Raw genomic sequence first — 21,945 nt, 5'->3', positions numbered from 1 at the left:
CTGATCAGACCGGCAGCCGGCGCAGCACCGCCCGCGGCACATGCCGCAGCACCGACATCACCACGCGCAGCCTGCCGGGCACCCACACCGTCTCCGAGCGCCGCCGCAGCCCCAGTTCGACGGCCGTGGCGACCGCCTCCGGGGTCGTCGCGAACGGCGCCTCGGGCAGACCCGCGGTCATCTTCGACCGGACGAACCCGGGGCGTACGACCATGACGTGCGCGCCCGTGCCGTACAGCGCGTCGCCCAGGCCCTGCGCGAAGGCGTCCAGGCCGGCCTTGCTGGAGCCGTAGATGAAGTTGCTGCGCAGGGCCCGCTCGCCGGCGACGGAGGAGAGCACCACCAGGGATCCGTGGCCCTGCGCCTGCAGCGCGCTCGCGCTCACCAGGGCCGCCGACACCGCCCCTGTGTAGTTGGTCTGCGCGACGCGCACCGCGGCGGCCGGATCGCGCTCGTCGCGTGCCTGGTCGCCGAGGATCCCGAAGGCGAGCAGCACCATGTCGACGTCGCCCTCGGCGAAGACCTTGCCGAGGACGGTCTCGTGGGAGCCGGGGTCGAGCGCGTCGAAGGCGACGGTGTGCACGTCGGCGCCGTGCCCGCGCAGCTGCTCGGCGGCCTGTTCCAGGGCGGGGGAGGGGCGTCCCGCGAGCCACACCGTGCGGGTGCGGCGGGCGATGAGCCGGCGTGCGGTGGCGAGCGCGATCTCGGACGTACCGCCGAGGACGAGCAGGGACTGGGGGAGGCCGAAGGCGTCCTTCACGACAGCAGCTCCTAGGTGTCTAGAGGGCGAGACGGCGGGACAGGTCCGAGGCGAACACCGCGCGCGGGTCGAGTTCGGCCCGCAGGGCCCGGAAGTCGTCGAGGCGCGGGTACATCGCGGCGAGCAGTTCGGGGCGCAGCCGGGCGTCCTTGGCGAGGCAGACGCGTCCGCCGGCCGCGGCGACCTCCTCGTCGAGGCCGTCGAGGAAGGCTGTGAGGCCGGGCAGGCGGGCCGGGAGTCCTAGGGCGAGCGACCAGCCCGGCAAGGGGAACGACAGCCAGCCCGGGCCGGTCTCACCGAAGCGCTTGAGGACGGCCCGGAAGGCCGGGGAGCGCTGTGCGGCGATGCGGCGCACGATCCGGTGCAGGGCGTCCTCCTGGCCGTCCCCGACGACGCACTGGTACCGCACGAAGCCGCCGCGGCCGTGGACACGGTTCCACTGGGGCGCGCCGTCGAGCGGATGCAAGTAGGCGGAGATGCCGCGCAGTTCGCCGGTACGCACGCGTGGCGTCGTCCGGTACCGCAGCTCGTTGCACAGGCCCGCGGCCGGGCCGCCGAGCAGGTCCGCCGGGAGGAGCGCCGAGGGAGCGGCGAACCGCCGGGTTCGGAAGGCCAGCGGAGCTCTACGCGCGCGTGCCGGCAGCGCGTCGAGCGGGGCGTGGTCGGCACGGGTGAGGACCGCGCGCCCGGTCGCCGCGCCACGGGCCGGCAGATCGAGCCAGGCGGCCGAGTAGCCGTAGAGGTGGTCGGTGGCCGTCAGGCGCGCCAGCAGGTCGTCGAGGCCGGTGGTGCGCACCGTGTCGACCGACATCAGGGAGGTCTCCACCGGCAGCAGCCGGACGGTGGCCGTCAGGATCACTCCGGTCAGGCCCATGCCGCCGGCGGTCGCGTCGAACAGGGGCGTGTCCCGGCCTACCGTGCGGATCTCGCCGTCGGCGGTGAGGAGTTCGAGCGAGAGGACGTGGCGGGAGAACGATCCGGCCACGTGATGGTTCTGGCCGTGGACGTCGGCGCCGATCGCTCCGCCCACCGTCACGTGGCGGGTGCCGGGCGTGACCGGCACGAACCAGCCGAGCGGCAGCAGCACCTCCATCAGGCGGTGCAGCGAGACGCCCGCGTCGCACAGCACGGTGCCGCCGTCGGCGTCGACAGCGTGGATGCGGTCGAGGCCCGTCATGTCGAGCACCGTTCCGCCGGCGTTCTGCGCGGCGTCTCCGTACGCCCGCCCCAGGCCCCTCGGGATGCCCCCGCGGACTCCGCAGCCCCGGACCGCGGCCACGGCCTCCTCGTACGTCCTGGGACGGATCAGACGGGCCGCGGTGGGAGCGGTGCGGCCCCAGCCCGTGAGGGTGACGGGAACGGTGTCGGCAGACATGTCGGTGACCGTATCGCCCCTTTACCGGCGATCAGTTTGAAAACATGACGCTCATCCGCGAAATGGGTGATTAGTGGGATGTCGGGCAATATTGCCACGACATCGACGGCCTTGAGCGCGCACGGCGCGGTAACGCCGCAATCCTTTCGGGGTACTCGCACAGGGGTATGCGCACATCGGGTGTCCGTACCGAGGGGAGAGTCGGATCATGGACTGGCTGAAGAAACTCCCCGTCGTCGGCCCGCTGGTGGCGCGACTGATGCTCACGCACGCGTGGCGTTCGTTCGAGCGTCTGGATCGTGTGAAGTGGACCAGGCTGGCCGCCGCGATGACCTTCACCAGTTTCGTCGCGCTGTTCCCGCTGCTCACCGTGAGTGCCGCGGTCGCCGCCGCCACGCTCAGCGACCAGCAGCAGAAGGACCTCCAGGACAAGATCGCCGAGCAGGTGCCCGGCATCTCCGACCAGCTCGACATCCAGAGCCTGGTCGACAACGCAGGCACCATCGGCCTCATCGCGGGCGCCGTCCTGCTGTTCACCGGCATCGGCTGGGCGGGTTCCATGCGGGACAGCCTTCGGGCGGTGTGGGAGCTGCCCGACGAGGAGGAGAACTTCTTCCTGCGCAAGGCCAAGGACCTGGGCATCCTCGTCGGACTCGGCGGCGCCGTCCTCGTCACGCTGGCGACCTCCACCGTCGCCTCGGCGATGGTCGGCTGGATCACCCGGCAGATCGGCATCGACAAGAACGGCTGGGGCGGCATCCTGCTCTACGTCATCGCGTTCGCCGTCTCCGTGTTCGCCGACTTCCTGCTGCTTCTGTACGTCCTCACCCTGCTGCCCGGCGTCGAGCCGCCGCGTCGCCGGCTGGCGATCGCCGCGCTGACCGGCGCGATCGGCTTCGAACTGCTGAAGACGCTGCTCAGCGGCTATATGCAGGGCGTGGCGGCGAAGAGCATGTACGGCGCGTTCGGCGTGCCGGTGGCCCTGCTGCTGTGGATCAACTTCACCTCGAAGCTGGTCCTGTTCTGCGCCGCGTGGACGGCGACGCAGAGCAAGGAGGCCGCGGACGACGTCACGGCCGAGGTCGGCGGCGTACCAGATCCGGCAGCGGCCAGCGGCGGTTGACCAGGAAGGCGCCCGCCCCGAGCAGCACCAGCACCCCGGCCGCTATGGCGAAGGCGACCCCCATGCCGCCCGGGGCGCCCTTCGCCGTGGAGCTCGCCACCGGCGCACCCGAGGCGTCACCGGCGCCGCCCGCCTGGCCCGAGGGGGTCGCCCCCGGCTGCGCGCTCGCCTGCGCGCTCCGCGGCGCGACCAGCGCGCCCACCGGCGTCGCCTTGCCGGACGCCTTGAAGCCCCAGTCGAAGAGCTTGGAGGTCTCCTTGTAGACCTCGTTGTGGTCGCTCTTCTCCGGGTGCATGACGGTGACCAGCAGCACCCGGCCGTTGCGCTCGGCGACGCCCGTGAAGGTCGCGCCCGCGTTCGTCGTGTTGCCGTTCTTCACGCCCGCGATGCCCTGGTAGACGGGGGTGTCGTAGTCGCCCGCCAGCAGCCGGTTGGTGTTCTGGATCTCGAAGGACTGACGGACCGGCTTGCCGCCCTTCTTGCCCTTCTTCGTCTCGCCCGGGAACTTGGCGCGCACGGTCGAGCAGTACTCCCGGAAGTCCTTCTTCTGCAGCCCGGAGCGGGCGAACAGGGTCAGGTCGTACGCCGACGAGACCTGGCGCGGGGCGTCGTAGCCGTCGGGCGTGACGACGTGCGTGTCGAGGGCCTGGAGGTCCTGGGCGTGCTCGTTCATCTCCTTGACGGTGGTGTCGACGCCGTCGTTCATGGCCGACAGCACGTGCACGGCGTCGTTGCCGGAGCGAAGAAAGACGCCGAGCCACAGGTCGTGGACCGTGTAGGTCTCGCCCTCCTTTATCCCGACCATGCTGGAGCCGGCGCCCATACCGGCCAGGTCGGCGGGGACGACCTTGTGCTTGTCGGTCTTCGGGAACTTCGGCAGCACCGTGTCAGCGAACAGCATCTTCATCGTGCTCGCCGGGGGCAGCCGCCAGTGCGCGTTGTGCGCGGCGAGCACCTCGCCCGACTCGGCGTCCGCGACGATCCACGAGCGGGCCGTGATGTCCTTGGGGAGCACCGGGGCGCCGCTGCCGAGGTTCACCTGGGTCCCCGACAGGCCGAGGCGGGCGCCGCCCACGCTCGACATGTGCGCGGGGGGAGTGGCCGACGGACTCGTGGAGGGACTGGGGGCCGCGAGGGCGGCGGTCGCGGCCAGCGGGAGCGAGGACAGGGCGGCGGCGGTGACCAGCAGGGATCGCCTGATGGTCTTCTTGGGAGCGGACACGGACGGAAACGTACATGCCGTACGGCGCGAAGTCCCGCCTCCCACCCCACCCCGGACGCCGAACGGGACAGGCGGCGGTGATACTGGACGCATGAAGCTCAGTCGCCCCGTCTCCTGGTTCCTGCTCGCCTTCGGGGTGTGGAGCTGGGTCATCTGGGTCACTTTCGTCAAGAACCTGGTCAAGGACGGCAGCGGCCTCGCGTTCGACGACGGCCACCCGACGGCCTACTTCTGGGTGCACCTGACGCTCGCTGTCGTCTCCTTCGTATTGGGGACGGTCATCGGCGGCATCGGGTTGCGCGGCCTGCGCGCTTTGCGTCAGACCTCATAAGCGGCGAACCCGCACACAACGCCAGAACCGGCAACGGGGGTCAACGGCACGGTGGTCATCGTCTTCGTCCTGGTCGCCCTGCTCGCGCTCGGCGTGCTCGGCGCGGCCAACTGGTACCTGTGGCGCCGTCTGTTCCGCGACACGACGGCGCGGCCGGGCCCGGTGCGGCGGGCGGGCGCGGCGCTGATCGCGGGCGGCTGGGTGCTGGCCGTCGGCGCGATCGTCGCCGAGCGCGCCGGCGCCCCCTTCTGGCTCCAGCAGGTCCTCGCCTGGCCGGGCTTCCTGTGGCTCGCGCTGTCGCTCTACCTGCTGCTGGCCGTGGTGGCGGGTGAGGTCGTACGGCCGCTGCTGCGCCGCGCGTCGACCCGGCGGGCGCGCGCCTCGGCGGACGTACCGCAGGCGCTGCCGGTTTCGGCCGGATCCGTACCCCTGCGCGAACCCGAGTCCGGGCCCGGGCCCGAGTCAGGCAGTGAGCCGGAGGGCGGGTCCTCCGACCCCTCACGCCGCCTCTTCGTCTCCCGTGTCGTCGCGGGCGCCGCCGCGGCCGCCGCCGTCGGCACCGTCGGGTACGGCACGTACGGCGTCCTGCGTGGTCCGAGTGTGAAGCGCGTCACCGTGCCGCTGGCCAAGCTCCCGCGTGCGGCGCACGGGTACCGCATCGCGGTGGTCAGCGACATCCACCTGGGCCCGATCCTCGGCCGGAGCTTCACGCAGAAGGTCGTCGACACGATCAACTCCACGCAGCCGGACATCGTCGCGGTCGTCGGGGACCTGGTCGACGGCAGCGTGAAGAACCTGGCTCCGGCGGCGGCCCCGCTGACGCAGCTGCAGGCGCCCTCCTACTTCGTCACCGGCAACCACGAGTACTTCTCCGGCGCCGAGCAGTGGGTCGAGGAGGTGCGGCGGCTCGGACTGCACCCGCTGGAGAACGCCCGTACCGAACTGCCCTGGTTCGACCTGGCAGGTGTCAACGACATCGCGGGCGAGAGCACGGGCCAGGGCCCCGACTTCGGCAAGGCGCTCGGCGACCGGGACACGGCACGCGCGTGCGTGCTCCTCGCCCACCAGCCGGTCCAGATCCACGACGCCGTCAAGCACGGCGTCGACCTCCAGCTCTCCGGCCACACCCATGGCGGCCAGCTCTGGCCCGGCAACTTCATCGCGGCGGCCGCCAATCCGACCGTCGCGGGCCTGGAGCGCTACGGCCACACGCAGTTGTACGTCAGCCGGGGCGCCGGCGCCTGGGGGCCGCCCACGCGCGTGGGGGCGCCGTCCGACATCACCGTGATCGAACTGGCCTCGACGCGGGCCTGACCGTCCCGGGCCGTCCGTGGTGACCGCTTGCGCGACCATCCGGGACGGACCCTGTGAAGACGCTGTGAAACGTGGCGGAAACCCCTTGCGGCGACTTCGGTCTCAACTCACCAGATTCCTCTTCCCTCAGCTGAAACACGTGTGATTAGGTGAGCCGCGCCACTAGGGGGTGGCACATGGGGTGGGGCCCTTCGGGGCAGGGGAGGGCAAACCGATGCGCTCGGTTCGCATGCGCATTCTCGCGTCGCTTCTGGTACTTGCGGGCGTGGGAGTGGGTGGCTGGCAACTGCTGCCGTCACAGGAGGACTCCGGGAAGACCATCAGGGTCGGCACGACGGACGAGATCACGGCACTCGATCCGGCCGGCGCCTACGACGCGGGCTCCTGGGCGCTGTTCAGCAACGTCTTCCAGTCACTGCTGACCTACGAGCCGGGCAGCGCCACGCCGGTGCCCGACGCGGCCCGGAGCTGCGGCTTCGTCGGAAGCGAACCGACCACGTACCGCTGCCGGTTGCGGGCCGGGCTCACCTTCCCGAGCGGCCGCGCGATGACGGCGGAGGACGTCAAGTACTCCTTCGACCGGGTCAAGAAGATCAAGTCCGACGTCGGCCCGTCCTCGCTGTTCGGCACGCTCCGCTCGGTGAGCGCGGACGGCCTGACCGTCACCTTCCACCTGTCCTCGCCGGACGCCACGTTCCCGTTCAAGGTGGCCACCGGCGCCGGCTCGATCGTGGACAGCCAGAAGTACCCGAAGGGCGGCCTGCGCACCGACGCCGGCGTGGACGGCACCGGGCCGTACGCGCTGACGTCGTACGACAAGGGCAAGAAGGCCGTCCTCATGCCCAACAAGCGCTACCGGGGCGCCCTGAAGAGCACGGGCCGGCCCGTCGACCTGCTCTACTACGTCGACCCGCAGGCCCTCGACAAGGCCTGGAACGCGAAGCAGGTCGACGTCGCCACCCGCCAGCTGCCGCCCGGGGTCCTGTCCGGGCTCTCGGCGAGCGATCCGCACCAGCGACTGTCGGAGTCGGACAGCTCCGAGACCCGCAACCTCTACCTCAACACCCGGGCGGGCTCGCCCCTGCACGACGTGCGGGTGCGGCAGGCCATGGCCTGGCTCATCAACCGCGAGCGGCTGGCCGCCACGGTGTACGAGGGGACCGTCGACCCGCTGTACTCGCTGATCCCGACGGGCATCACCGGCCACACCACGTCGTTCTTCGACGCCTACCCCAGGCAGGACGCGCAGAAGGCGAAGACCCTGCTCGCCGAGGCCGGCGTGACGACGCCGGTCCGCTTCACCTACGGCTATGCCAAGAACCGCGGCGCCTCCGAGGCGGAGGCCACGGCCCTCAAGCGGCAGCTGGAGGCGAGCGGCCTGTTCAAGGTGACCCTCAAGGGCTACGAGTGGACCGACTTCCAGGAGCGCTGGGCCGCCGGGAAGCTGGACGCGTACGCCGTCGGCTGGGTCGCCGACTACCCGGACCCGGACACCTTCGGCGCCCCGCTCGTCGGCAGCGACGGGACCATGAACACCGGGTACAGCAGCAAGGCGGTCGACGGGCTGATCCGGACCAGCCAGTCGTACGCCGACCGCTCGGACGCCGCGACCGACTTCAGCAGTCTCCAGCAGGACGTCGCCCGCGACGTGCCGGTCATCCCGCTGTGGCAGGGCAAGGAGTACGTCCTCAGCAGCGAGGACGTCGGCGGCGGCCAGTATCTCGACGACGGCACCGGCGTGTTCCGGCTGTGGAGCCTCACCTGGATCTGACGTGAACTCGCGGCGCCGGCCTCCGCGAGGGATGCCGGACACCCGTCCGACGCAGGACCATGTGACGGAGGCGTGCGCACGGTGAGGAGCGAACGTGTTGAGACGCAACTCCTTCCGGCTGCCCCGGCATCCGGCTTCCGTCGGTCTCGCCCGGCACCGGGTCCGGGACCATCTGGCCGACTGGGGCCATCTGCCGGACGATCCGGCGCTGGCCGACGCGGTGCTGCTGGTGTCCGAGCTGGCGACCAACGTCGTACGCCACGGGCCGCTGCTGGAGCGGGAGTTCGAGGTGGCGGTGACCGCGCTGGCGGACGGCTCCTGTCTCATCGAGGTGTCGGACGAGGGCCGGCTGGAGCCACGTCTTCGCGTCGTCGGCGACCGGGAGGAGGCCGGCCGCGGCCTGCATCTGGTGGAGCACGTCGCCGCGGCCTGGGGGGTGTGGAGCAGAGGGCGCCACGGCAAGACGGTGTGGGCGCTCGTGACGGCCAACGCCTGAGTCACGCAAGGGGAGTTGCGGCCGGCAGGCGTACGGCCCCCGAAGTCACGGCCGTGCGGCCGTGCGGGCCGGGAGCGTGACCGTCACCGCCAGACCCTCTCCCGGTGCCGTGCGCACCGCCACCTCTCCGCCGTGTGCCTGCACGACCCCCTGCACGATCGCCAGGCCCAGTCCGCTGCCCGCGCCTGTGCCGATCCGGAAGAAGCGGTCGAAGACGCGTGCCGCGTCGTCGTCGCACAGCCCCGGGCCCTCGTCCGCGACGCACAGGTGGACGACTCCGTCCTGCCGTCCCACGTCCAGCCGCACCGGCACGTCCGCGGGCGTGTGCGTGCGGACGTTTCCCACCAGGTTGCCGAGCACCTGCCTCAGACCCGACTCGTCGGCGTGCACCAGGAGCGCGCCGTCGGCGCCCACCGTGATGGGCCGCTGAGGCTGCTGCACCCGCAGGTCCTCGGCCGCGTCCCGTACCAGGCGGCTCAGGTCGACGTTACGGAAGCGCAGTTCGGGCTGCTGGTCGAGGCGGGCCAGGGTGAGCAGCTCGTCCACCAGCCGCCCCATGCGGTCCGTCTCCGCCAGTACCCGCTCCCAGGCGCGCTTTCGCTCGTCCGGATCGCTGAGCATGCCCTTGTCGTACAGCTGGAGATAGCCGCGTATCGCGGACAGCGGGGTGCGCAACTCGTGCGAGGCGTCCGCGACGAAGCGGCGCAGCTGGGCCGCGCTGTGCTCGCGCGTGAGGTACGCCGACTCGACCTGGTGGAGCATGGAGTTGAGGGCGAGCCGCAACTGCTCGACCTCCTGCGTCGGATGGGTGCTGGAGGGGACGCGCAGGGTCAGGTCGCCCTCCGCGATCGCCGACGACGTCTCCACCATGTCCTCCAGCGGCCGCATCCGCCGCCCCACGCTGAACAGCGTCAGACAGGCGAGCAGGGCGAGCAGCAGACCGCCGACCGCGAAGTCGAGCCGGAGCGCCTTGCTCATGCCGGTGTGCAGGGCCTCGGTGGAGGTGGCCATCAGGACGTACGTGCCGTCGGCCAGCCGCACGGCGGTGACCCGGTACGGGGTGCCGTGCACCTTCACGTCGTGCGGATCGGTGTCCTTGGCGAGGGCCGCGGCGTCACCGACCGCGTGGGCCAGACCCCGCTGCGCCTCGGTGGGCTCGACGCCGAGTATGCCGACGGCCGTGCCGCGGCCGTCGACGGCCGTGTAGATCGAGTCCGGGGCGGAGCGCTCCTTGTCCGTGTCGTCCGGGACCAGCCGGTCGTGTACGAACGCCAGGGCGCTCAGCGAGTCGATCTGCCGGATCGTGAGCTGCGAACCGCTCAGGGAGTCGCGCATCTTGGTCAGCTGCGAGTCGACCTGGTCGAGCAGGTAGTAGCGCATGCCCATGAGGCTGATCGCGGTGGTCGCCACGATGCCGAGGGCGAGCAGCGCGACGTTGGTCAGCGTCAGCTTGGCGCGCAGCGAGTGCATGCCGCGCTCGCAGTTCAGCCAGCGGATCCTCATGCCAGCCCGTATCCCACACCGCGCCGGGTGGTGATCACCGGTGGCCCGAGCGCCTCCAGCTTGCGCCGCAGATAGCTGATGTACGTCTCGACCACGGTGGACTCGGGCGGAGTGTGCTCGTACTGCCAGACGTGGCGCAGGAGTTGCTCCTTGGGCACGATCCGGCCGCCGTTGCGCACCAGGAAGCGCAGGAGCGCGTACTCGGTGGGGGTGAGCTCGACGCTGCGGCCCGCGCGGTGGACGCTGTACGTCGTCTCGTCCAGCTCCAGGTCGCCGTATCTCAGCGGGGGCCGCTGCGGCAGCACGTCCGCCGGGCGGGTGCGGCGCAGCACGGCCGTGATCCGGGCGACCACCTCGTCGATGTTGAACGGCTTGGTGATGTAGTCGTCGCCGAAGCCGAGGGCGCCGACGATCTCGGCGGGCGAGTCGCGCGCGGTGAGGAAGACGAGCGCCAGATCGGGCTGCCGGACACGCAGTTCACGCCCGAGCGCCCGGCCGTCGCCGTCCGGGAGCATGACGTCGAGCAGTGCCGCGTCCGGCCGGGTGCGCTCGATGAGCGCGAGGGCCTCGCGGACGGTGCCCGCGACCATCACCTCGAAGCGGTGGTAGCGCAGGGCGATGGCCAGGACGTCCGCGATGCTCGGCTCGTCCTCCACCACCAGCACGGTGCCTGGAGCCGTCGTCATGTCCCCAGTATCGGGTGGACCACCGGCAGCGGGGCCGGATCGGTCTTTGGAGTTCCTTGAGAGTCATGGCCCAGCCCGCCCGTGCGCGTGCCGCGCACCCAATCCTGTTGCCCAGGACCTGGGGGACCGACCGACGACCGACAAGGAGCGATTGATCGTGGCGGCATTGGCACGGTGGTGCTATCGGCACCGGCTGGTGGTCCTGATCCTTTGGGTGGGGGCGTTGTTCGGCGTGGGCTTCTCGGCCTCGGCGGCGGGCACGAACTACGCGAACGTCTTCTCCCTCCCCGACACGGACTCCAAGAGCGCGTACGACCTGATGCAGAAGGCCTTCCCGAGCACCTCGGGCGACACCGACACGGTGGTGTGGAAGGTCGACGACGGCTCGGTGCGGGACCAGGCGGTCCGGACCCGCGTCCAGCCGGCCCTCGACAAGATCGCGAAGATGCCCGGCGTAGGCGCGGTCGCCAGCCCCTACGCGGGTGCCCGGGGGGCCGCGCAGATCAGCGGTGACGGCAAGATCGCGTACGCCCAGCTGACCTTCACCAAGCGCGCGAACGAGGTGCCCAAGGACCTCGTCCAGAACGTCGTCGACACCGCGCAGAACGCCGAACGCGGCGGCCTGCGGGTCGAGTTGGGCGGCCAGGCGATCCAGCGCATCCAGGAGCCGCCGCAGGGCCTGTCGGAGATGGTCGGCATCGTCGCCGCGGCCGTCGTGCTGTTCCTGGCGTTCGGCTCGCTCTTCGCGATGCTGCTGCCGATCGCGATAGCCGTCTTCGGTGTGGGCATGGGCCTGTTCTCCACCCAGCTGCTCAGCCACACCACCGACGTCCCCGACATCGCTCCGCTGCTCGCCTCCCTGATCGGCCTCGGTGTCGGCATCGACTACGCCCTGTTCATCGTCACCCGGCACCGGCGCGGCATCCAGCGGGGCATGGACCCCGAGGAGTCGGCGGTCACGGCCCTCAACACGTCGGGAAGGGCGGTGCTCTTCGCGGGCGGCACGGTCTGCATCGCGCTCGCCGGCATGCTCGTGACACGGCTGCGCTTCCTGGACGGCGTCGTCATCGGCACCTCGCTGACCGTGGTGCTGAGCGTGCTCGCGGCCACGACCCTGCTCCCGGCCCTGCTCGGCCTCCTGGGCCCGCGCGTGCTCAGCCGCCGCCAGCGGCGCCGGCTGGCCGCGAACGGTTTTGAGACCGAGAAGGCGAGCGGGCTCGCCGCGCGCTGGTCGGTGAACGTCCAGAAGCGCCCCCGCCGGATCGCCGCGCTCGCCCTGGTCGTCATGGCCGTGCTCGCCATCCCGGTGCTGTCGCTCCGCCTCGGCGCCACCGACCAGGGCAACGACGACGCGTCGACGACCACCAGGAAGGCGTACGACCTGCTCGCGGAGGGCTTCGGGCCCGGCTTCAACGGCCCGCTCCAGGTGGTCAGCGTGAGCGGCGACACGGCCACGCTGGTCAAGGGCATCGACGCGACCCCGGGGGTCGCCCGGGTCGCCCCGCTGCCGCCCGCCAAGGGCGTGACGGTGATCCAGGTCGTGCCGACGACGTCACCGCAGTCGAAGCAGACGGACGACCTGATCGACACCCTGCGCAACGAGGTGATCCCGAAGGCGGGCGCGCAGGCGCACGTGGGCGGCGTGACCGCGGTCTCCAAGGACTTCGCGTCGGTGACGGGCGACCGTCTGCCGCTGTTCATCGCGACGATCATCGGACTCGGTTTCCTGCTCCTGCTGGTCGCCTTCCGCTCGCTCGTGGTGCCGTTGACGGCCGCTCTGATGAACCTGATCGCCGCGGCGGCCTCCTTCGGCGTGCTCGTCGCGGTCTTCCAGTGGGGATGGGGCCTGGACCTGCTCGGCCTCGGCAAGGAGGGACCGATCAACGCCTTCCTGCCGGTGATCATGCTGTCGCTGCTCTTCGGGCTCTCGATGGACTACCAGGTGTTCCTGGTCAGCCGGATGCACGAGGAGTGGGTGCACACGAGGGACAACGCGCGCGCGGTGCGCGTGGGCCTCGCCGAGACCAGCCGGGTCATCAACAGCGCCGCTCTGATCATGGTCTGCGTGTTCCTGGCGTTCGTCCTGAGCGGCGACTCGGGGGCGGCGATGGCGGGCGTCGGCCTCGCGGCCGCGGTCGCGCTCGACGCCTTCATCCTCCGTACGGCCCTGGTGCCGGCCGCGATGCATCTGCTCGGGAACTCCAACTGGTGGCTGCCGGGATGGCTGGAGCGGCGGCTGCCGCACCTGGCGGTCGAGCCGAAGGAGGAGGCGCTCGAACCGCCGGCCGCGCACGGCCCCGCCTCGGCGGTCCACGGCTTCATCCGCACCTCCGACGGTGAGCCGGTCGACGGCGCCTCGGTGACGCTGCTGTCCAACGGCGGCCGTCAGCTGGACCGGGTGACGTCCCTGGCGGACGGCTCGTACATCGTGTCGGTGCCCGCACCGGGGACGTACCTCCTGGCGACCACGGCCGCGCCGTACGGCTCGCGGGCGGCCCATGTGGCGGTGGCCGAGGGCCCTGTGGTGTTCGACGTGGAGCTGGCGGAGGGCGAGGTGGACGCGGTGAACTGACCGCGTCCCGGCGCTAGGACTTGCCGGGGGTGGGGAGAACCTTCGTCATCCCCGGCAGGAAGTCCGTGAACAGTTCGTGCACCTCCCGCACCAGCGGCCGCAGTACCCGGAAGCGGGCCAGGGAGACGCCCCGGGCGGTCAGCCGGGCCCCCCGCTCGGCGAGCCGGTAGCTGCGCTCCCGGCCCTCCGTGCGGTCGAAGATCCAGTACAGGACCAGGCCCATCTGGGAGAGCCACATCAACTCGGGCAGTATGTCCCGCAGTTCCTCCGGGACCTTGGTCCTGGTCGCCCCCGCGAGCACCTCCCGGTGGATGGAGATGGCCTCCTCGCGCGCGTGCTCCGACTCCTCGGAGAACGGGCTGAGCGGGCTGTCCGGATCGGCGGCGTTCTTGAAGAACTGGACCGCGAACTCGTGGTACGGCGTCGCGATGTCCAGCCACACCCGCAGCACGCCGGCGAGCCGCGCCTCCAGGTCGGTCTCCCGGTCCAGGACCTCCCGGACCGCCACCCGGTGCTCGGCGGCGATCCGGTCGTAGAAGCCCTGGATCAGGTGCTCCTTGCCGGCGAAGTAGTAGTACGCGTTGCCCACGGAGACGCCGGCCTCCGTGGCGATGGCCCGCATCGTCGTCTTGTCGTAGCCGCGCTCCTGGAACAGCCGCATCGCGGTCTCCAGGATCAGCGCGCGGGTCTGCTCGGACTTGGTCGGGTTGGCGCCCTCGTCGGGGCCGTCGTTCTTCGCAGGCACGGAACCAGAGCCTAAGGGGTGAGGCACGTACCGTCGTCGCACCCCGGTGTCACGTACCGCCAGCCCTGCCCCGGGTCGTAGCGCCAGCCGTCCCCGCGGCTGTACGCCCGGCCGCCCCACTGGCCGCCCCGCCACTTCGCGGCCGCCAGCACCGCCCCCTTGGCGAGCCTCGCGCCCGACGGAGTGCTGAGCCGGTGGGCGAGCGGCCGGTGCTCGCGCAGCGCCCACAGGGTGACGATCCAGGCGGCGGCGCCCCGGTAGACCTGCCCGGCGTCGCCCACGGCGGTGATGTCGTCGAGGGTGGCGCGGTGGTCGAGGGCGGGGAAGCGCCGCCGGGCCTGCTCCGAGCCCGCGGGCACGAGCTCCAGCGGCACGAGCTGCGGCTGCCGCGTGAGCCAGTCGCGCAGGAAGGTGCACAGCGAGCACTCGGCGTCGTACAGGAGGGTGAGCCGGCGGACCGGGACCCGGTCCGCCGCGGTGGTGCCCACGGTCCTCACGCCCCGACCCAGTCCTGCGGCGCGACCGGCGGCACCTGCTCCCGCTCCAGCGCCCCGCGCCGCCGGATCTTGTTGAGGACGTACACGTTGCCCAGGTGCATCACGCCGAGCACCAGGAGCACCACGCCGAGCTTGGTCGACAGGGTCTCGAAGATTCCCCGGGTGTCCTCGATGGTGCCGTCGCCGCTCAGGTACAGGGCGACGAAGCCGAGGTTGACGAGGTAGAAGCCGACCACCAGGAGGTGGTTGACGGCCTCGGCGAGGTTCTCGTTCCCCTTGAGCACGTCGGCGAGGAAGATCCGTCCGTTGCGGCTGAGCGTGCGGGCCACCCAGATGGTCAGCGCGATGCTGACCAGCAGGTAGATGACGTAGGCGACGACCGTGCGGTCCATGCCCCCACCCTTCTTGAACGCGTTCAAAAAGCTGACGGGGATGACTCTAGACCCATTTTTGAACGCGTTCAACCGGGGGAGGGGTGGTGTGAAGTCTCAGGTGCGGCGGCCCAGTTCGGGGCGCTTGGTGTAGTCGGTGAATCCGACGACGTTCCCCCACGGATCGGCGATCTCCACCGTCCAGCCGGTGGCCACGGCGAAGGGCTCGTCGAGCGGGGGGATGCCGGCCGCGGCGAGGGCGCGGGCCGTCGTCCGCGCGTCGGTCACCTCGATCCACAGGCGCGCGGAGGGCCAGGGCGGTGGTCGGTGCCCCAGGCCGTCCTCCTGGCGCAGCAGGACGCCGGGGGTCTCAGCGCCGGCGTTGAGCAGCGCGATCCCGGCCTCGTCGAACCGGAACCCCACCGCGAACCCGGCGCTCTCGTAGAAACCGACCGCCGTGCCGAGGTCGCCGACGGGCAGCAGGACGTTGTCGAATCCGAGCAGTTCGTACGACTGGTCATCTGACATACCGTCAGAATAGGACGCGAGAAGGGCCCCGCCCCGGTGCGAAACCGGGGCGGGGCCCTTCCTGGCGCAGGAGAGCGGAGCTCAGAAGCGGCGCGTGATCAGCGCCCGCTTGACCTCCTGGATCGCCTTCGTGACCTCGATGCCGCGCGGGCAGGCGTCCGTGCAGTTGAAGGTCGTGCGGCAACGCCACACGCCGTCACGGTCGTTGAGGATCTCCAGGCGCTGCTCGCCGGCCTCGTCACGCGAGTCGAAGATGAAGCGGTGCGCGTTGACGATGGCCGCCGGGCCGAAGTACTGGCCGTCGTTCCAGAAGACCGGGCACGAGGACGTGCAGGCCGCGCAGAGGATGCACTTCGTCGTGTCGTCGAACCGCGCGCGGTCCTCCGCCGACTGCAGCCGCTCGCGCGTCGGCTCGTTGGTGTCCTTCGTGATCAGGAAGGGCATCACGTCGCGGTACGCCTGGAAGAACGGGTCCATGTCGACCACGAGGTCCTTGAGCACCGTCAGGCCCTTGATGGGCTCGACCGTGATCGGCTTCTCGGGGTTGATGTCCTTGATCAGCGTCTTGCAGGCAAGGCGGTTCTTGCCGTTGATCCGCATGGCGTCGGAGCCGCAGATGCCGTGCGCGCAGGACCGGCGGAACGTCAGCGTGCCGTCGACGTCCCACTTGATCTTGTGCAGGCCGTCGAGGACGCGCTCCTTGGGGTCGATCTCCAGCTGGAAGTCTTCCCAGGTCGCCTCGGCCGAGACCTCGGGGTTGAAGCGGCGGACACGGAAGGTGACCGTGATGTAGGGGGACGCCGCGGACTCCGCCTCCACCTTGTCCAGAACAGGGGTTGCCATCAGTACTTACGCTCCATCGGCTGGTAGCGGGTCTGGACGACCGGCTTGTAGTCGAGACGGATGGACTCGGTGCCGTCGTCGCCCACCTCGCGGTACGCCATGGTGTGGCGCATGAAGTTGACGTCGTCGCGGTTGGGGTAGTCCTCGCGGTAGTGACCACCGCGGGACTCCTTGCGGGCCAGGGCGGACACGGCCATGACCTCGGCCAGGTCGAGCAGGTTGCCCAGCTCGACGGCCTCCAGCAGGTCCGTGTTGAACCGCCGGCCCTTGTCCTGGATCGCGACGTTCTTGTAGCGCGCGCGCAGCTCGGCGATCTTCTCGACGGCCGTCTTGATCGTCTGCTCGGTGCGGAACACCATGACGTTCGCGTCCATGGTCTCCTGCAGCTCGCGGCGGATGACCGCCACGCGCTCGGTGCCCGTCGACGAACGCAGCTGCTCGACCTGGTCGATCACGAGCTGCGCCGGGTTCTCCGGCAGCTCGACGAAGTCCGCCTTCTGGCTGTACTCCGCCGCCGCGATGCCGGCCCGGCGGCCGAACACGTTGATGTCCAGCAGCGAGTTGGTGCCCAGGCGGTTGGCGCCGTGCACCGACACGCAGGCGACCTCGCCGGCCGCGTACAGACCCGGGACGACCGTCGTGTTGTCGGTCAGGACCTCACCCTCGACGTTCGTCGGGATGCCGCCCATCGCGTAGTGGGCCGTCGGCTGGATCGGGATCGGGTCGGTGTAGGGCTCGATGCCGAGGTAGGTGCGCGCGAACTCCGTGATGTCGGGCAGCTTCGCGTCGAGCTGCTCCGGCGGGAGGTGCGTGAGGTCGAGGTAGACGTGGTCGCCCTCGGGACCGCAGCCGCGGCCCTCGCGGATCTCCGTGTAGATGGAGCGCGAGACGACGTCGCGGGAGGCGAGGTCCTTCATGACCGGCGCGTACTTCTCCATGAAGCGCTCGCCGTCCTTGTTGCGGAGGATGCCGCCCTCACCGCGGGCGCCCTCCGTCAGCAGGATGCCCATGCGCCAGATGCCGGTCGGGTGGAACTGGAAGAACTCCATGTCCTCCAGCGGCAGACCCCGGCGGTAGACCGCGGCCTGGCCGTCACCGGTCAGCGTGTGCGCGTTCGACGTCACCTTGAAGAACTTGCCGCAGCCGCCGGACGCGTAGATCACGGCCTTCGCCTGGAAGACGTGGATCTCGCCGGTCGCCAGCTCGTACGCGACGACACCGGCCGAGCGCTTGACGCCGTCGACCTCGGTGATCAGCTGGTCCAGGACGTAGAACTCGTTGAAGAACTCCACGCCCTCCTTGACGCAGTTCTGGTACAGCGTCTGGAGGATCATGTGGCCGGTGCGGTCCGCGGCGTAGCAGGACCGGCGGACCGGGGCCTCGCCGTGGTTGCGGCTGTGCCCGCCGAAGCGGCGCTGGTCGATCGTGCCGTTCGGGGTGCGGTTGAACGGCAGGCCCATCTTCTCCAGGTCGAGGACCGAGTCGATGGCCTCCTTCGCGAGGATCTCGGCGGCGTCCTGGTCGACCAGGTAGTCACCGCCCTTGACCGTGTCGAAGGTGTGCCACTCCCAGTTGTCCTCCTCCACGTTGGCGAGCGCGGCGGCCATGCCGCCCTGCGCGGCGCCCGTGTGGGAGCGGGTGGGGTACAGCTTGGTCAGCACGGCGGTGCGGCTGCGCTTCGTCGACTCGATGGCCGCGCGCATGCCGGCGCCGCCGGCGCCGACGATGACGGTGTCGTACTTGTGGATCTTCATGATTCTCGCAGCCCCGTGCCTAGCGGATGTTCGGGTCGAAGGTGAAGATCACCAGCGTGCCCAGCAGGATGGTGAACACCGTGGCGGTGTAGAGCAGGGCCTTCAGCCACAGCCGGGTGTTCGCGCGCTCCGCGTAGTCGTTGATGATCGTGCGCAGGCCGTTGGCGCCGTGCAGCATCGCGAGCCACAGCATCAGGAGGTCCCACACCTGCCAGAAGGGGGACGCCCAGCGGCCGGCCACGAAGGCGAAGCCGATCTTCGAGACACCGCCGTCCAGCACCAGCTGGATCAGCAGGTGGCCGATGACCAGGACGACCAGGACGACGCCGGACAGGCGCATGAAGAGCCAGGCCGCCATCTCGAAGTTGCCCCGGGTCGACTTCGGGGTCTTCTTGGTGCGCTTGCGCGGGGCCTCGATGAGGGGCGCCGGGTTGTCGACGTTGTAGACGGAGTCGCCTTCGACGGGCCCGATCCCGGACGCGGTGGTTTCAGTGGTCGCCATCTGAGTCAGCTCCCGAACAGTTCACGAGCGGCGTGGCCGAGGACGGGGTAGATCGCCCCGAGCATCAGCACGACCCAGATGCCCACGACGGACCAGAGCATCTGCTTCTGGTAGCGCGGGCCCTTCGACCAGAAGTCGACGGCGATGACGCGCAGGCCGTTCAGTGCGTGGAAGAGGATGGCCGCGACGAGGCCGTACTCCAGCACAGCCACGATCGGGGTCTTGTACGTGGCTACGACCTTGTCGTAGTCCTCGGGGGAGACACGAACGAGAGCGGTGTCCAGCACGTGAACGAACAGGAAGAAGAAGATGAGGACGCCGGTGACTCGATGAGCCACCCAGGACCACATTCCTTCCCGGCCGCGGTACAGCGTTCCAGCCGGCACGGAAGTCCCTCCGGGAGCGGGGATTGGGGCCGCGCCGGCTTGTGCTGTCGGTCGGGCCCGGCCGGGTACGGTCCTCCGGCCCCCAGCATCGTACTCAGGCGCTGCCGCCGGGCTTACGCCGGGCCTACCGGTGTGATCAAAGTGGCACGCGTATGGGTTAGAGGGGCGGCTTCCGGGGCGGTGTGTGCGGTTATGTGCCGATCGTGCTCCTGAGCAGCTGCACCAGCCGGTCCTTCGCATGGCGCCGTAGCTCCTCGGCCGCCACCACGCGTTCTTCCTCCGGGTCGTTCGCCAGGCGGGAGCGGATGCCTTCGAGGATGCGGTCGAGGTACTCGCCGGGGGGTGCGTCGCCCACGTAGATGACGAAGGAGTGGCCGAAACGGGCCTCGTACGCCGCGTGGGCCGCGCTCAGTGCCGTATGGGCGGCCGCGTACGTCTCGTCCGGAAGGGCCGGCCAGGCCTCGCCGGCCAGCGCCTCCGAGAGGTCGGCCGGGGAGAGGTCGTACGCGGCCTCGTCGGAGGCGGCGAGGAGGGAGCCGAGGTCCGGGTAGGGACGGTGGGCCGCCACGCGATGGGCCCAGCTGAGGCTGCGGAGGCACGTGAGGAGAAGGCGCCGCGCCTCGTCGGAGGGCGCGGTGTTGAACTCCTCCAGCCCCTTCGGGGACGGTGGAGTGCGCGTCTGCTCGGGCAGCGCCGGTATGGCGGCGACCCGGCCAGGAAAGTGTGTGGGCGTCACGTGGGTTTCGGCAGAGGAAGCTGTGGGAGGTGTGACGTCACGTTATCGAGAGTGGGCATGACGTGTCCGGGGGATGCCCGAATTTCACCCGGAGGGGAGAGTTTCGGAACGTGTGGTGGACGCACCGTGGTGCCCGAGGGTTCTAGGTTGGCCCTGTGAGCCAGCACCGGCGCCGGCCTCCGGCGCGGAATGTGAAGCAGAGGCGGATGATCGTCGCGGGCGCGGTAGCCGGGACGATCGCGCTCGGGGTCGGTCTGGGTCTGTGGGCCTCCGCCGGCGACGGCGGCCCGGCGGGGTCGGCGCAGCAGCCCTCGGCCGGCAGGACCGGGGACTCCTCCGGCTCGGACGGCACGAGCGCGAAGCCGAGCCCGACCCGTTCCTACGCCCTCTCCAAGGCTCCCGCCACCATCCCGGCCGTGCGCTCCCACACCGCGGCCCGCGGGCCCGGCTGGCGGCCGGCGCGCGGTGAGCGCGTGGTGGTCGGCGACGCCGACCTGGCCGACGAGGGCCGGCTGATCGCCGGTGAACTGGGGCTGGCGTACGGCGGCGAGAAGGACGACGTGCAGGCCGGGGACGTACGGCTGGCGCTGAACGACGACGAGGGGGCGGACCCCGAGTCGTACACGATGACCGTGCGCGGCGGGCGGGTGAGCATCAGCGGGCGCTCCGACGCGGGCGTCTTCTACGGCACGCGAACCCTCAAGCAGGAGGTGCACGGCTCAGGCACGGCGCCCGAGGGCGTCGTGAAGGACGGGCCGGCCAAGCCGGTGCGCGGGTTCATGCTGGACATCGCGCGCAAGCACTTCACCGCGGGCTGGATCGAGGACCGGGTGCGGGAGCTCGGCGACCTCAAGTTCAACGAGCTGGGGCTGCACTTCTCCGACGACCAGGGCTTCCGGATCGAGTCCGGCACGCATCCGGAGATCGTGTCGGAGCAGCATCTGACGAAGGCCGAGGTCAAGAAGATCGTCGGTCTCGCCGCGAGCCGGCACATCACCGTGGTCCCCGAGATCGACTCGCCGGGGCACCTGGGGGCCGTCATCGCCGCCCACCCCGACCTCCAGCTGCGCAACACGCGGGGCGTGGCGGCGCGCGGGGCCGTCGACATCTCCAAGCCGGCCGCCGCCAGGATCATCGACGACCTGCTGAACGAGTACGCCGGCCTCTTCCCCGGCGGCAAGTGGAACCTCGGCGGTGACGAGTACCAGGCGCTGATGGCGCCCAGCCCGTCCGCCTCCTATCCGCAGCTGGCGGCCGCCGCCCAGAAGGCGTACGGGCCCGGCGGGACCATCTCCGACCTCGCCACGGGGTGGCTGAACGACCGCGCCAGGACGGTCCGGGCCCATGACCGGACGATGCGGGCGTGGAACGACGGCTTCTACGCGGGGACGTCGGTGCAGCCCGCCAAGGACCTGCAGGTCGCGTACTGGACCGGCAAGGAGATCGGGGCGCGGCAGCCGGTGGAGTACCTGAGCGCCGGCCGGAAGCTGATCAACTACAACGACGAGTACCTGTACTACGTCCTCGGGCAGCCGAACGGCTTCGTGTACCCGACGGGCCGGCGGATCTACGAGCAGTGGACCCCGCTCGTCGTGCGCGGCACCCAGGCGGTGCCGGCCAGGTACGACGCGCAGATCCTCGGCGGATCCTTCGCGGTCTGGTGCGACCTCTCCGGCTCGCAGACGCAGGACCAGGTCGCGGCCGGCATCCGGATGCCCCTGCGGGCGACGGTCCAGAAGCTGTGGGACCCGCGGAGGCCGGCGCTGACGTGGGCGCAGTTCCAGGCACTGGCGGCCAAGGTGGGCTGAGCCCGCCCCGGGACTCGGGCCATTTGGGTCGTCCGCCTGCGAACTGCCGTACGAATGTGGTGTATTCGGCGCGAGCCGAAGCCGACACAGCCGTGGGGGAGCGGGACATGGGCTACTGGGGTTACTTCGTCGTGGGCCGCAGCGGGCGGCCGCTCGCGGAGCTGGACGCGTTGTCGGACGCCAAGGGCATGGAGCTGCGCGCAGAGGCGCCCGGCGGCTGGCAGGTGTGGGAGTACCCGAACGGGGAGGGCGAGGTCGGGAACATGAACGTCCTCGCCGGGGAGACCGGGGCGCCCGCGCTCTTCGGGTACGTCATGGACAGCGACTGCGTGGTCGTCGAGGCATCGGCGCCGGAGAGCGGCGCGTGGACGACGTGTCTGGCGCGGGAGGCGATGGCCGGGTACCTCGGGAGCGACGGGCTCACGGTCGAGGATTACTTCCTCGAGCCCCAGGACGCCGCCGGCCGGGCGGTCGCCTGGGCCGCGGAGGCCGGGTACGACGTGGCGGCCGGACCGCTGGTCGACGTACTGGCCGCCGACCCCGACCCGTTGGCCGAAAACCTCTTCTTCCGGCTGCTCGACCGGCTGGGCGTGGTGCCGCTGTGACACTCACGGGCCGTCGC

The 21,945-nt window shown here is 70.7% G+C and carries 22 protein-coding genes; 8 read left to right on the top strand and 14 right to left on the bottom strand.

The genetic code is table 11. The annotated features are described in order from the left end of the window. Positions 1-4: 4 nt before the first annotated feature. Both ACIBN2_RS39370 and ACIBN2_RS39365 read right to left on the bottom strand, forming a co-directional pair. On the bottom strand, positions 5-760 hold the full coding sequence (locus tag ACIBN2_RS39370; RefSeq protein WP_399141961.1) for a decaprenylphospho-beta-D-erythro-pentofuranosid-2-ulose 2-reductase: 756 nt from the start codon (positions 758-760) through the stop codon (positions 5-7). Between the two features lie 19 nt (positions 761-779). Then, positions 780-2,135, bottom strand: a complete 1,356-nt coding sequence (locus tag ACIBN2_RS39365) for an FAD-binding protein (RefSeq protein ID WP_399141959.1) — start codon at positions 2,133-2,135, stop codon at positions 780-782. A gap of 208 nt (positions 2,136-2,343) precedes the next feature. Between ACIBN2_RS39365 and ACIBN2_RS39360 the strand changes: the two genes are divergently transcribed. Beyond that, positions 2,344-3,258, top strand: a complete 915-nt coding sequence (locus ACIBN2_RS39360; RefSeq protein ID WP_399141957.1) for a YihY/virulence factor BrkB family protein — start codon at positions 2,344-2,346, stop codon at positions 3,256-3,258. Here ACIBN2_RS39360 and ACIBN2_RS39355 read toward each other — a convergent pair. Further along, positions 3,206-4,480 carry a D-alanyl-D-alanine carboxypeptidase family protein gene (locus tag ACIBN2_RS39355; RefSeq protein ID WP_399141955.1) on the bottom strand — a complete coding sequence of 425 codons (1,275 nt, stop codon included), beginning with the start codon at positions 4,478-4,480 and terminating at the stop codon, positions 3,206-3,208. The genes ACIBN2_RS39360 and ACIBN2_RS39355 overlap by 53 nt on opposite strands. Before the next feature lie 91 nt (positions 4,481-4,571). Between ACIBN2_RS39355 and ACIBN2_RS39350 the strand changes: the two genes are divergently transcribed. From ACIBN2_RS39350 to ACIBN2_RS39335, 4 genes are all read left to right on the top strand, one after another. Continuing rightward, positions 4,572-4,811 carry an SCO4848 family membrane protein gene (locus ACIBN2_RS39350; protein WP_266519999.1) on the top strand — a complete coding sequence of 80 codons (240 nt, stop codon included), beginning with the start codon at positions 4,572-4,574 and terminating at the stop codon, positions 4,809-4,811. 51 nt (positions 4,812-4,862) lie between these two features. Beyond that, complete coding sequence (locus tag ACIBN2_RS39345) at positions 4,863-6,125, top strand: metallophosphoesterase (RefSeq protein ID WP_399141952.1); 1,263 nt, start codon at positions 4,863-4,865, stop codon at positions 6,123-6,125. 214 nt (positions 6,126-6,339) lie between these two features. Further along, positions 6,340-7,896 (top strand): ABC transporter substrate-binding protein, encoded by a 1,557-nt coding sequence (locus tag ACIBN2_RS39340; RefSeq protein ID WP_399141950.1) that lies wholly within the window; start codon positions 6,340-6,342, stop codon positions 7,894-7,896. A 94-nt stretch (positions 7,897-7,990) separates the two neighbouring features. Then, positions 7,991-8,392, top strand: coding sequence for an ATP-binding protein (locus tag ACIBN2_RS39335; protein WP_399141949.1), 402 nt, complete (start codon positions 7,991-7,993; stop codon positions 8,390-8,392). Positions 8,393-8,437: 45 nt separating this feature from the next. Here the strand turns inward: ACIBN2_RS39335 and ACIBN2_RS39330 are convergent, their stop codons facing one another. Together ACIBN2_RS39330 and ACIBN2_RS39325 are read right to left on the bottom strand one after the other, a co-directional pair. Next, positions 8,438-9,895 carry an ATP-binding protein gene (locus ACIBN2_RS39330; RefSeq protein ID WP_399141948.1) on the bottom strand — a complete coding sequence of 486 codons (1,458 nt, stop codon included), beginning with the start codon at positions 9,893-9,895 and terminating at the stop codon, positions 8,438-8,440. Beyond that, entirely contained in the window at positions 9,892-10,581 is a 690-nt protein-coding gene (locus tag ACIBN2_RS39325) for a response regulator transcription factor (protein WP_399141947.1), read from the bottom strand. The genes ACIBN2_RS39330 and ACIBN2_RS39325 overlap by 4 nt, the downstream gene beginning before the upstream one ends. A gap of 166 nt (positions 10,582-10,747) precedes the next feature. On the opposite strand from ACIBN2_RS39325, the gene ACIBN2_RS39320 reads away from it, so the two are divergent. Then, complete coding sequence (locus ACIBN2_RS39320) at positions 10,748-13,153, top strand: MMPL family transporter (protein ID WP_399142166.1); 2,406 nt, start codon at positions 10,748-10,750, stop codon at positions 13,151-13,153. A gap of 13 nt (positions 13,154-13,166) precedes the next feature. On the opposite strand, the gene ACIBN2_RS39315 is transcribed toward ACIBN2_RS39320, so the two are convergent. The 9 genes from ACIBN2_RS39315 to ACIBN2_RS39275 form a co-directional block, all read right to left on the bottom strand. After that, positions 13,167-13,898 (bottom strand): TetR/AcrR family transcriptional regulator, encoded by a 732-nt coding sequence (locus ACIBN2_RS39315; RefSeq protein ID WP_399141945.1) that lies wholly within the window; start codon positions 13,896-13,898, stop codon positions 13,167-13,169. Positions 13,899-13,909: 11 nt separating this feature from the next. After that, a complete protein-coding gene (locus tag ACIBN2_RS39310) occupies positions 13,910-14,386 on the bottom strand; it encodes a thiol-disulfide oxidoreductase DCC family protein (RefSeq protein ID WP_399142164.1) in 477 nt (158 codons plus the stop codon). 5 nt (positions 14,387-14,391) lie between these two features. Continuing rightward, positions 14,392-14,787, bottom strand: a complete 396-nt coding sequence (locus tag ACIBN2_RS39305; protein ID WP_399141943.1) for a hypothetical protein — start codon at positions 14,785-14,787, stop codon at positions 14,392-14,394. 96 nt (positions 14,788-14,883) lie between these two features. After that, positions 14,884-15,294, bottom strand: coding sequence for a VOC family protein (locus ACIBN2_RS39300; protein ID WP_399141941.1), 411 nt, complete (start codon positions 15,292-15,294; stop codon positions 14,884-14,886). A gap of 81 nt (positions 15,295-15,375) precedes the next feature. Beyond that, positions 15,376-16,137 carry a succinate dehydrogenase iron-sulfur subunit gene (locus tag ACIBN2_RS39295; RefSeq protein ID WP_399141939.1) on the bottom strand — a complete coding sequence of 254 codons (762 nt, stop codon included), beginning with the start codon at positions 16,135-16,137 and terminating at the stop codon, positions 15,376-15,378. Next, a complete protein-coding gene (gene sdhA / locus ACIBN2_RS39290) occupies positions 16,137-17,891 on the bottom strand; it encodes a succinate dehydrogenase flavoprotein subunit (RefSeq protein ID WP_399141937.1) in 1,755 nt (584 codons plus the stop codon). Before sdhA ends, ACIBN2_RS39295 begins: the two co-directional genes overlap by 1 nt. Positions 17,892-17,910: 19 nt before the next feature. Further along, a complete protein-coding gene (locus ACIBN2_RS39285) occupies positions 17,911-18,393 on the bottom strand; it encodes a succinate dehydrogenase hydrophobic membrane anchor subunit (RefSeq protein WP_399141935.1) in 483 nt (160 codons plus the stop codon). Positions 18,394-18,398: 5 nt separating this feature from the next. Beyond that, entirely contained in the window at positions 18,399-18,779 is a 381-nt protein-coding gene (gene sdhC / locus ACIBN2_RS39280; RefSeq protein ID WP_079061657.1) for a succinate dehydrogenase, cytochrome b556 subunit, read from the bottom strand. Positions 18,780-18,969: 190 nt separating this feature from the next. Then, positions 18,970-19,515 (bottom strand): 2-oxo-4-hydroxy-4-carboxy-5-ureidoimidazoline decarboxylase, encoded by a 546-nt coding sequence (locus tag ACIBN2_RS39275; RefSeq protein ID WP_399141932.1) that lies wholly within the window; start codon positions 19,513-19,515, stop codon positions 18,970-18,972. Positions 19,516-19,721: 206 nt separating this feature from the next. On the opposite strand from ACIBN2_RS39275, the gene ACIBN2_RS39270 reads away from it, so the two are divergent. Continuing rightward, a complete protein-coding gene (locus tag ACIBN2_RS39270) occupies positions 19,722-21,323 on the top strand; it encodes a family 20 glycosylhydrolase (RefSeq protein WP_399141930.1) in 1,602 nt (533 codons plus the stop codon). A gap of 107 nt (positions 21,324-21,430) precedes the next feature. Beyond that, positions 21,431-21,928: a hypothetical protein gene (locus ACIBN2_RS39265; RefSeq protein WP_399141929.1), complete on the top strand. Its 498-nt coding sequence runs from the start codon at positions 21,431-21,433 to the stop codon at positions 21,926-21,928. The last annotated feature ends 17 nt before the right edge of the window (positions 21,929-21,945 follow it).

It is taken from the genome of Streptomyces sp. NPDC050534 (assembly GCF_044457745.1).
Classification (GTDB): domain Bacteria; phylum Actinomycetota; class Actinomycetes; order Streptomycetales; family Streptomycetaceae; genus Streptomyces.
This window is presented reverse-complemented; position numbering and strand designations above follow the sequence as displayed.

Excerpts from the sequence above, each read along its gene's own strand:
- ACIBN2_RS39350 (WP_266519999.1), top strand. The coding sequence starts at position 4,572 with ATGAAGCTCAGTCGCCCCGTCTCCTGGTTCCTGCTCGCCTTCGGGGTG.
- ACIBN2_RS39340 (WP_399141950.1), top strand. The coding sequence starts at position 6,340 with ATGCGCTCGGTTCGCATGCGCATTCTCGCGTCGCTTCTGGTACTTGCG.
- ACIBN2_RS39300 (WP_399141941.1), bottom strand. The coding sequence starts at position 15,294 with ATGTCAGATGACCAGTCGTACGAACTGCTCGGATTCGACAACGTCCTG.
- sdhA (WP_399141937.1), bottom strand. The coding sequence starts at position 17,891 with ATGAAGATCCACAAGTACGACACCGTCATCGTCGGCGCCGGCGGCGCC.
- ACIBN2_RS39330 (WP_399141948.1), bottom strand. The coding sequence starts at position 9,895 with ATGAGGATCCGCTGGCTGAACTGCGAGCGCGGCATGCACTCGCTGCGC.
- ACIBN2_RS39305 (WP_399141943.1), bottom strand. The coding sequence starts at position 14,787 with ATGGACCGCACGGTCGTCGCCTACGTCATCTACCTGCTGGTCAGCATC.
- ACIBN2_RS39270 (WP_399141930.1), top strand. The coding sequence starts at position 19,722 with ATGATCGTCGCGGGCGCGGTAGCCGGGACGATCGCGCTCGGGGTCGGT.
- ACIBN2_RS39285 (WP_399141935.1), bottom strand. The coding sequence starts at position 18,393 with ATGGCGACCACTGAAACCACCGCGTCCGGGATCGGGCCCGTCGAAGGC.
- ACIBN2_RS39295 (WP_399141939.1), bottom strand. The coding sequence starts at position 16,137 with ATGGCAACCCCTGTTCTGGACAAGGTGGAGGCGGAGTCCGCGGCGTCC.
- ACIBN2_RS39265 (WP_399141929.1), top strand. The coding sequence starts at position 21,431 with ATGGGCTACTGGGGTTACTTCGTCGTGGGCCGCAGCGGGCGGCCGCTC.
- ACIBN2_RS39325 (WP_399141947.1), bottom strand. The coding sequence starts at position 10,581 with ATGACGACGGCTCCAGGCACCGTGCTGGTGGTGGAGGACGAGCCGAGC.
- ACIBN2_RS39365 (WP_399141959.1), bottom strand. The coding sequence starts at position 2,135 with ATGTCTGCCGACACCGTTCCCGTCACCCTCACGGGCTGGGGCCGCACC.
- ACIBN2_RS39360 (WP_399141957.1), top strand. The coding sequence starts at position 2,344 with ATGGACTGGCTGAAGAAACTCCCCGTCGTCGGCCCGCTGGTGGCGCGA.